The 10,933-nt window shown below is 73.3% G+C and carries 1 protein-coding gene (only partly in view); it reads left to right on the top strand.

The features are described 5' to 3' along the window. The first annotated feature begins 24 nt into the window (after window positions 1-24). Window positions 25-10,933, top strand: the 5' portion of a protein-coding gene (locus ACWC5C_RS32195) for a type I polyketide synthase (protein ID WP_450881261.1). Its footprint extends 5,210 nt past the window's final position; the window shows 10,909 of its 16,119 coding nt (coding positions 1-10,909); the start codon lies at window positions 25-27; its stop codon lies off the right edge, out of view.

Here is a 10,933-nt window from a genome sequence, read left to right as displayed (position 1 = left end):
TCCACCGACAAGGTCGTTGAAGCGCTGCGAGCGTCCCTGAAGGAGACCGAGCGTCTGCGGCAGCAGAACCGGGAACTCGCGGCGGCCGCTCACGACCCCATCGCCATCGTGGGCATGGCCTGCCGCTACCCCGGCGGGGTCGCCTCCCCGGAAGACCTGTGGCGGCTGGTCACCTCCGGCGGCGACGGGATCTCCGGGCTGCCCACCGACCGCGGCTGGGACCTGGAGGGCCTGTACGACCCCGACCCCGCGACCTCGGGCACCACCTATGTCCGTGAGGGCGGATTCCTCCACAACGCCGGAGACTTCGACCCCGGGCTCTTCGGCATCAGCCCCCGTGAGGCCCTGGCCATGGACCCGCAGCAGCGGCTGCTGCTGGAGACCTCCTGGGAAGCCCTGGAACGGGCGGGGATCGACCCGGCCTCCCTCAAGGGCAGCCGCACCGGCGTCTTCGCCGGGGCCAGCCACCAGTACTACGGTCCCAGGCTTCACGAACCGGCCGAAGGCGTCGAGGGACATCTGCTCACCGGCAGCGCGACCAGTGTGCTGTCCGGGCGCGTCGCCTACACCCTGGGCCTTGAAGGCCCGGCGGTGACGGTCGACACCGCCTGCTCGTCCTCCCTCGTCGCTCTCCACCTCGCCGCGCAGGCGTTGCGCTCGGGGGAGTGCACGCTCGCCCTTGCCGGTGGCGTCGCCGTGATGGCGACGCCTGGCCCGCTGGTGGAGTTCTCGCGTCAGCGTGGCCTTGCCGCCGACGGGCGTTCCAAGGCGTTCTCGGCGGACGCGGACGGTATGGGCATGGCCGAGGGTGTGGGCGTGCTGCTGGTGGAACGACTGTCGGACGCGGAGCGCAACGGTCACCGGGTGTTGGCGGTGGTGCGCGGCAGTGCGGTGAATCAGGACGGTGCGTCGAATGGGTTGACGGCGCCGAACGGTCCGTCGCAGCAGCGGGTGATCCGTCAGGCGCTGGCCAACGCACGGCTGTCGGCCGCCGAGGTGGACGCGGTGGAGGCGCACGGTACGGGGACCCGGCTGGGCGATCCGATCGAGGCACAGGCCCTTCTCGCCACCTACGGGCAAGGCCGGGAAGAGCCCTTGTGGCTGGGGTCGGTGAAGTCGAACATCGGGCACACGCAGGCCGCCGCGGGTGTGGCTGGCGTGATCAAGATGGTCATGGCGATGCGGCAGGGCGTACTGCCACAGACCCTGCACGCCGCCGAGCGCACCGCGCAGGTGGACTGGTCCGCCGGAGCGGTGGAGCTGCTGACCGGGGCGCGGGAGTGGCCGGAGTCCGGGCGACCGCGTCGGGCCGCCGTGTCCTCCTTCGGTATCAGCGGCACCAACGCCCACACGATCGTGGAACAGGCCCCGGAGCCGGGCTCCGCCGACACTCAGTCCGAGAAGACCGCCCCGGTCCGCACGGACGTGGTGCCCTGGGTGCTGTCCGGTCGCACCGAGGCAGCCCTGCGGGCCCAGGCCCAGCGCCTGGCCGAGCACGTGTGCTCCCGGCCCGAGGACGGATCGGCCGACATCGCCCTCTCCCTGGCCACGTCCCGGTCGGCCCTGGAACACCGGGCTGCCATCGTCTCCGGGGACAGGAACGAACTCCTGGACGCACTGGAGGCATTGGCCGAGGACCGGCAGGCCCCCGCACTGCGCCGCGGAGAAGCCCCGGGAGAGAGCACGCTCGGTTTTCTGTTGACCGGGCAGGGGGCGCAGCGGGTCGGGATGGGCCGGGAGCTGTATGCGGCGTTCCCGGTGTTCGCGGCGGCGTTTGATGAGGTGTGTGCGCGGTTTGACGCGGAGTTGGACCGTCCGCTGCGGGAGGTCGTCTTCGAGGACGCGGCCGCGCTCGACCGGACGGTGTACACGCAGGCCGGTTTGTTCGCCCTCGAAGTGGCGTTGTTCCGGCTTCTGGAGTCCTGGGGTGTGACGCCGGATGTCCTGCTGGGGCATTCGATCGGTGAGTTGGCTGCCGCGTATGTGGCGGGGGTGTGGTCGCTGGAGGACGCGTGCACACTCGTGGCGGCGCGTGGTCGGTTGATGCAGGCGCTGCCCGAGGCCGGTGCGATGGTGGCGGTGCAGGCGAGCGAGGCCGAGGTCGCCGAGGCCCTGACCGGCCTGGACACGGTCTCGATCGCCGCCGTCAACGGACCCACCTCCGTGGTGATGTCCGGTGACGAGGACGTCGTACAGGAGCTGGCCGAACGGTTCGCTCAGCAGGGCCGTAAGACCAAACGGCTCGCGGTTTCGCACGCTTTCCATTCGCCGCGTATGGAGCCGATGCTGGCGGAGTTCCGCAGGGTCGCCGAGGGGCTGTCGTATGAGGCGCCGCGTATCGCCGTCGTCTCGAACGTGACCGGACGGCTCGCGACCGCCGAAGAGTTGTGCGACCCGGGCTACTGGGTGCGGCACGTCCGTGAGGCGGTGCGCTTCGCGGATGGGATGCGAGCGCTGGCCGCTGAGGGTGTACGCACCCTCATCGAGCTGGGCCCGGACGGTGTGCTCTCCGCGATGGGGCAGGAGTGTCTGCCCGATGACGCCGATGTGCTCGGTGTGCCCCTGCTGCGCGGCGGACGTGCGGAGGACGACACACTGACCGCCGCCGTCGCCGCGGCTCATCTGCGGGGCACCGCCGTCAACTGGGCGGCATTCTTCGCGGGGCGCGGAGCCGAGCCGGTCGACCTGCCGACCTACGCCTTCCAGCACGAGCGGTACTGGCTGCGGACCACGCCGCTGCCGGGGACGGGCGAACTGCCCGGTGGCGTGGCCCTGCTGGACCATCCGCTGCTGGGCGCCGCCGTCACCCTGGCCAGCGAGGACCGGCTGCTGCTGATGGGCAGGCTGGCCATCGACGTCGAGCCGTGGCTCGCGGACCACGCGGTGCTGGGATCGGTGCTGCTGCCCGGCACGGCGTTCGTGGAGCTGGCTCTGCGGGCTGGCGATCAGGTCGGCTGCGACCGGCTGGACGAGCTGACCCTCGAGGCGCCGCTGATCGTGCCGGAACAGGGCGCGGTGGAGCTCCAGCTCGAAGTGGGCGCGGCCGACGCGTCCGGCCGCAGGCCGGTGACCCTGCACTCCCGCCCCGCCGTCTCCGACGACCGGCCGTGGTCCCGGCACGCGAGCGGCGTGCTGTCCGCCGGGGCGCGGGAGGTGGCACCCGCCGAGCCCGTCGGCCGGGTATGGCCGCCGACCGGGGCCGAGCCGGTCGAACTGGACGGCTTCTACGAGCGACTGGCCGCCCTGGGCCTCGACTACGGCCCGGTGTTCCAGGGCTTGCGCGCCGTATGGCGCGGCGACGGGGAGGTGTTCGCCGAGGTCGCGCTGGAGGAGTGGGCGGCCGGGGACGCCGCCCGGTTCGGGCTGCACCCGGCGCTGCTGGACGCCGCCCTGCACGCGCTGGGGCTCGCCGACCTGGTGGCGGAACCCGACCGGGTCCAGCTGCCGTTCGAGTGGCGAGGCGTCTCGCTGTACGCCTCCGGCGCGGCGGCCCTGCGGGTCCGGCTGTCCCCGGCCGGAGCCGACGGCGTCGCGCTGGACATCGCCGACTCCCTGGACCGGCCCGTGGCATCCGTGGACCGACTGGCCCTGCGACCGGTCACCGGGGAGCAGCTGGCCCAGGCCCGCGTCGGCCGACACGACGCCCTGTTCCGGGTGGAGTGGACCGCGCTTCCGACCACGCAGGAGCCGCCGTCCGGCTCCACCGGGGACTGGGTCGAGCTGATCGCGGAGGAGACCGCGTCCGGCGAGCCGGGCGCAGGAGAGGAGCGGTACGCCGATCTGGGCGCGCTCGCCGCAGCGGTCGACACCGGTCGGCCCGCCCCCGAGGCGGTCATCCACCGTGTCACCACCGGCACCGCGGACACCGGCTCCCTCGCCGACGTCGGCTACGACGCCGCCCGTGCCGTACTGGACCTGCTCCAGGCATGGCTCTCCGACAGCCGGTTCACCGCGTCCCGGCTGGTGCTGATCACCACCGGCGCCGTCGCCGCGACCGGCGACGGGGACGTGCGCGCCCCCGAGGCGGCGGCGGTGTGGGGCCTGGTGCGCTCGGCGCAGTCGGAACACCCCGGCCGACTGGTGCTGCTGGACGCCGACCCGGCGACGCCCGGCGCCCCACTGCCGACCGAGGCCGTGCGGTCCGCCGAACCGCAGCTCGCCGTCCGCGGTGGCGACCTGCTGATACCCCGACTGGCCAGGGCGCCGCAGAACGAGGCCGTCACGGGCCTGATACCCGACCCCGCCGGGACGGTCCTGCTCACCGGTGCCACCGGCGCCCTGGGCGGCCGGTTCGCCCGGCACCTGGTCACCCGGCACGGCGTACGACACCTGCTGCTGACCAGCCGCAGCGGCGCCCAGGCCGAGGGCGCCCCGGAGCTGGAGGCGGAACTCACCGCGCTGGGCGCCACGGTGACCCTGGTGGCCTGCGACGTGGCCGACCGTGACGCCGTCGCCGCGCTGCTGGCCGGAATCCCCGCCCCACACCCGCTGACCGCCGTGGTGCACGCGGCAGGCGTACTCGACGACGCCCTGGTCGACACACTCACCCCGCAGCGACTCGACCGGGTGTTCCGGCCCAAGGCGCACGGCGCGGTCCACCTGCACGAACTGACCCGCGACCTGAACCTGTCCGCGTTCGTGCTGTTCTCCTCCGTCTCGGGCGTCGTGGGCAGCCCCGGTCAGGCCAACTACGCCGCCGCCAACGCCTTCCTCGACGCCCTGGCCCGGCACCGCCGCGCCCAGGGGCTCCCCGCGACCTCCCTGGCCTGGGGCCTGTGGGAGGGCGACACGGGTATGACCGGCAGCCTCGACGAGGGCGATCTCGCCCGGATGCGCCGCGCCGGAATGGTCGGGCTCACCGCCGAGGAAGGGCTCGCCCTGTTCGACGCGGCCTGCGCCGGGGCCGACGCCGCGCCCGTGCCGGTCCGCCTCGCCCCGGCCGCCCTGCGCCACACCGGAACCCCGTCCCCGTTGCTGCGCGGTTTGGTCCGTGGTCCCGCCCGGCGCGCGGTGGACACTCTCGGCCCCGACACCGCCGCCGGAGCGTTCGCCGACCGTCTGGCCCGGTTGCCCGCAGCCGAACAGGCACGGCTCATACTCGACCTGGTCCGCACGGAGACCGCCGCGGCGCTCGCCTTCGCCGGACTCGACGAGGTGCCGCCCGCCAAGGCGTTCAAGGACCTCGGTTTCGACTCGCTGACCGCCGTGGAACTCCGCAACCGCCTCAACGCGGCCACGGGCCTCCAGCTGCCCGCGACCCTGATCTTCGACCACCCGACCCCGGCCGCGCTCGCCGACCGCCTCCGGGCCGAGCTGCTGGGCGAGGACGACGCGGAGGACACCTCGGCGACGACGGTGGCCGGGGCCGACGAGCCGATCGCGATCGTCGGCATGGCCTGCCGCTACCCCGGCGGCGTCCTGTCGCCGGAAGACCTGTGGCGGCTGGTGGCCGGTGGCGGTGACGGCATCGGGGAGTTCCCCACGGACCGGGGCTGGGACCTGGAGAACCTGTACGACCCGGACCCAGCCCGCGTCGGGACGTCGTATGCCCGTGAAGGCGGCTTCCTCCACCAGGCGGGCGACTTCGACCCCGGTCTGTTCGGGATCAGCCCGCGTGAGGCGCTGGCGATGGACCCGCAGCAGCGGCTGCTGCTGGAGGCCTCCTGGGAGGTCTTCGAACGGGCGGGCATCGACGCCGGTTCTCTGAAGGGCAGCCGCACCGGTGTGTTCGCCGGGGTCATGTACCACGACTACGGCGCCCGGCTGAGCACCGTCCCGGACGAGGTCGAAGGCTTCATCGGCACGGGCACGTCGAGCAGCGTGGTGTCCGGCCGGATCGCCTACACCTTCGGCCTGGAGGGCCCGGCCGTCACCGTCGACACCGCCTGCTCCTCCTCCCTGGTCGCCCTGCACATGGCCGTGCAGGCGTTGCGCTCGGGGGAGTGCTCGCTCGCCCTCGCGGGTGGTGTCACGGTGATGTTCACGCCCGGTACCTTCGTGGAGTTCTCCCGGCAGCGCGGCCTGGCACGCGACGGTCGCTGCAAGTCCTTCGCGGACGCGGCGGACGGCACCGGCTGGGGCGAGGGCGTCGGTGTGCTCCTCGTGGAGCGGTTGTCGGATGCCCTGCGCAACGGGCATTCGGTACTGGCGGTGGTGCGCGGCAGTGCGGTGAACCAGGACGGTGCGTCGAATGGATTGACGGCGCCGAACGGCCCGTCGCAGCAGCGGGTGATCCGTCAGGCGCTGGCGAGCGCGCGGCTGACGGCGGCCGAGGTGGATGCGGTGGAGGCGCACGGTACGGGGACGACGTTGGGTGACCCGATCGAGGCGCAGGCCCTGCTCGCCACCTATGGACAGGGTCGGGAAGAGCCCCTGTGGCTGGGGTCCATCAAGTCGAACATCGGACATACCCAGGCGGCTGCCGGTGTGGCCGGTGTGGTCAAGATGGTGATGGCGATGCGCCACGGTGTGCTGCCGCGGACCTTGCACGTGGATGAGCCGTCGCAGCAGGTGGACTGGTCCGGGGGCGCGGTGGAGCTGCTGACCGAGGCGCGGGAGTGGCCGGAGTCGGGGCGACCGCGTCGGGCTGCCGTGTCCTCCTTCGGCATCAGCGGCACCAACGTCCACACCATCATCGAGCAGGCCCCCGACACCGTTCCTGCCGAGGAGCCGGTACGGACCGTGACCTCGCCGGTCGTGCCGTGGGTGCTCTCCGGCTCGGCCGAACCCGCCCTGCGCGCCCAGGCAGCGCGCCTCCTTGCCCACCTGGACCGTCACCCGGAGGTCGAACCTGGCGATGTGGCACTGTCGCTGACCACTGCGCGGATGGCGCTGGAGCATCGGGCCGCGGTCGTCTCCGCGGATAGGGTCGAACTCCGCGCGGGACTGGCGGCTTTGGCCGAGGGTGAGCGCCTGCCGGGGCTCGTGCGCGGATCGGCCGGTGACGGTGGCAGGGTCGGATTCCTGTTCACCGGTCAGGGCGCGCAGCGGGTTGGGATGGGCCGGGAGTTGTATGCGGCGTTTCCGGTGTTCGCGGAGGCGTTCGACGCGGTGTGCGCGCGGTTCGATGTGGAGTTGGACCGGCCGCTACGGGAGGTCGTCTTCGAGGACGCGGCCGCGCTCGATCAGACCGTTTACACGCAGGCGGGTTTGTTCGCCCTCGAAGTGGCGTTGTTCCGGCTCCTGGAGTCCTGGGGCGTCACACCGGATGTCCTGCTGGGCCACTCGATCGGTGAGTTGGCTGCCGCGTATGTGGCGGGTGTGTGGTCGCTGGAGGACGCGTGTGCGCTGGTGGCGGCGCGTGGTCGCTTGATGCAGGCGCTGCCCTCCGGGGGCGCGATGGTGGCGGTGCAGGCGAGCGAGGCCGAGGTCGCCGAGGCGCTGACCGGCCTGGACACGGTGTCGATCGCCGCCGTCAACGGGCCCATGTCCGTCGTTGTTTCCGGCGACGAGAACACTGTGCTGGAGATCGCGGCCAGGTTCACGGAGCAGGGCCGTAAGACCAAGCGGCTCACGGTTTCGCATGCTTTCCATTCGCCGCGTATGGAGCCGATGCTGGCGGAGTTCCGCAGGGTCGCGGAAGGGCTGTCGTACGAGGCGCCGCGTATCGCCGTCGTATCCAATGTCACCGGTGCACCGGCGGGCGTCGAGGAATTGCGCGACCCGGAGTACTGGGTACGACATGTGCGCGAGTCGGTGCGATTCGCCGATGGCATGCGGGCGTTGAGCGAACAAGGTGTGCGCACCCTGATCGAGCTGGGCCCGGACGGTGTTCTCTCCGCGATGGGCCAGGACAGCGCCGACGCCCTCTTCGTGACCACCCTCCGCGCCGACCGGCCCGAAGCGCAGACCGTGACCACGGCCGTCACCCAGGCCCACGTCCGCGGAGCCACCGTCGACTGGGCGGCGTTCTTCGCCGGGCGCGGCGCCAGGACGGTTGACCTGCCCACCTACGCCTTCCAGCACCAGCGGTACTGGCTGGCTGGCGGCCGTTTCGCGGGTGGCATGGAACTCGGCGGCCTCGGTCCTGCCGGTCACCCGCTGCTCAGCGCGGCGGTGGAACTGCCGGACACCGGTGGCGTGCTGTTCACCGGTCGGCTGTCGCTGGAGGAGCAGCCGTGGCTGGCGGACCACGCCGTCCTGGGCTCGGTCCTGCTGCCCGGTGCCGCTCTGGTGGACCTGGCCGTGTGGGCGGGTGATCAGGTCGGCTGCGGGCGGGCCGTGGAGCTGACGGCCGACAGTCCGCTGGTCCTCCCGGAGCTGGGCGCCGTACAGCTCCAGGTGGCGGTCGGGGACGCGGACGAGGCGGGTCGGCGTGCGCTGAGCGTGTACGCGCGTCCGGCGGACGCCTCCGAAGGGGGCACCTGGACACGGCACGCCGGTGGTCTGCTGGCCCCGGAGAACACGGTCCCCACGGCAGAGGCGGCGGTCTGGCCGCCCGTGAACACCGAGCCGGTGCCGGTCGACGGCCTGTACGAGGACCTTGCGGGCCTGGGCCTGGCCTACGGGCCGGTGTTCCAGGGGCTCCGGGCCGCGTGGCGTCGCGGCGCGGAGGTGTTCGCCGAGGTCGCGCTGCCGGAGGCCATGGCGGACGAGGCCGGACGGTACGGCCTGCATCCGGCATTGCTGGACGCGGCGCTGCACACGGTCGGACTGGTCTCACCGGCCGAGGAGGCCGGTGCGGCGCGGCTGCCGTTCTCCTGGGCCGGGGTGAGCCTGCACGCGACCGGCGCCACCGAGCTGCGGGTACGGCTGAATCCCGTGGGCACCGACGTCTTCTCGCTGACGCTCACAGACCCCTCGGGCGAGACGGTCGCCACCGTGGACGCGCTGACCGCACGGCCGGTGAGCGGCGAGCAGCTCGACGCCGCCCGTGGTACGGGCCACGACGGGTCGCTGTTCCGAGTGGAGTGGACGGCTCTGCCCATGGCACCGTCGGGCGCCGTGGAGGGCGCCTGGGCCGTGCTGGACGACCCCACCGACCCCACCGCCCCCACCGGCCTGGCAACGCTGCTGGGCGGCGAGGGTGACGAGGGCGTCGCGGTGCCGTCGTACCGGGACCTCGCCGAACTGGCGGCGGTGGACGGGCGAGTACCGGATGTGGTCGTGGCGGCCGTGCCCGACCGCTCGGGCGCGCTGTCCGGCGGAGCGGGCGGCGACGGCCTCACCGAGCCGGTGCACCAGACTGCTCGATGGACGCTGGAGCTGGTGCGGGAGTGGCTGTCGCGGGAGCGGTTCGCCAGCTCCCGTCTGGTCCTGGTCACCCGTGGCGCGGTGGCCGTCGAGGCGGGCGAGGACGTGCCCGACCCTGCCGCTGCCGCCGCGTGGGGACTGGTGCGTTCGGCGCAGTCCGAGCAGCCGGAGCGGTTCTTCCTGGCCGACCTCGACGCGGCCCCGGCCTCCGGTACGGCGACAGCGCTGGCGGCGGTGCTCGCCGCCGGTGAGCCGCAGGTCGCGGTGCGGTCCGGTGTCGTACGCGTGCCACGGCTCACCCGAGAGGTCTCCTCGGCCCCGGCCACCACACCGGTGTGGGACGCCGAGGGCACGGTGCTCGTCACCGGGGGTACGGGCGCGCTCGGCGCCCTGGTGGCCCGGCATCTCGTGGCCGAACACGGCGTACGGCACCTGCTGCTGACCAGCCGCCGGGGGCTGGCGGCGCCAGGCGCCGCCGAGCTGCGCGACGAGCTGACCGGGCGGGGCGCACGGGTGACCGTGGCCGCCTGCGACGTCGCCGACCGGGACGCGCTCGCGACGACCCTGGCGGAGGTGGCGGCGGAGCATCCGCTGCGCGCCGTGGTGCACACAGCCGGTGTCCTCGACGACGGCGTGCTGGAGGCGCTGACGCCGGAGCGCGTCTCACGCGTCCTGCGCGCGAAGGCCGACGGCGCGTGGCATCTGCACACGCTGACCCGGCACCTCGACCTGTCCGCGTTCGTGCTGTTCTCCTCCGCCGCAGGAGTGCTCGGCGGCCCCGGACAGGCCAACTACGCCGCCGCGAACGCCTTCCTGGACGCGCTGGCCGCGCACCGCCACGCCGCCGGGCTGCCCGCCCGGTCCCTGGCCTGGGGCCTGTGGGAGCAGCCGGACGGTATGGCGGGAACGCTCGGCGCCGAGGACCTGGAGCGGCTGCGGCGCTCGGGGCTGAACCCGTTGTCCGCCGAGCAGGGCATGGCCCTGTTCGACGCCGCGTGCCAGACCGGTGAGCCCGTCCTCGTACCGCTGCTCCTGGACACCTCCGCGCTGCCCGCGGAACCGGCCGCGGCGGTCCCCGCGCCGCTGCGCGGCCTGGTCCGCAGGCCGGTCAGGAGGCGGGCGGGAACCGGCGGTGGCGCGCTCTCCCCGCAGGCACGGCTGCGTGCCCTGGCGGAGGCCGACCGCACCCGTACGCTGCTGGAGCTGGTCCGTACCGAGGTCGCGGCCGTGCTCGGCCACGCCTCCGGGGAACAGGTCGACGCCTCGCGGGCCTTCGGCGAGCTGGGTTTCGACTCGCTGACCGCCGTGGAACTCCGCAACCGCCTCAACACGGCCACGGGCCTCCAGCTGCCCGCGACCCTGATCTTCGACCACCCGACCCCGGCCGCGCTCGCCGACCGCCTCCGGGCCGAGCTGCTGGGCGAGGACGACGCGCAGGACACCTCGGCGACGACGGTGGCCGGGGCCGACGAGCCGATCGCGATCGTCGGCATGGCCTGCCGCTACCCCGGCGGCGTCCTGTCACCGGAAGACCTGTGGCGGCTGGTGGCCGCTGGCGGTGACGGCATCGGTGGGTTCCCCACGGACCGGGGCTGGGACCTGGAGAACCTGTACGACCCCAGCCCGGACAATCCCGGTACCTCGTATGCGCGCGACGGCGGCTTCCTTTACGACGCGGCCCTGTTCGACCCCGGCTTCTTCGGCATCGTCCCCAGCGAGGCGCTGGCGATGGACCCGCAGC

This window comes from Streptomyces sp. NPDC001700 (assembly GCF_053596435.1).
Note: the sequence above shows the minus strand (reverse complement) of the source record. Positions and strands in the feature narration are given on the sequence as shown.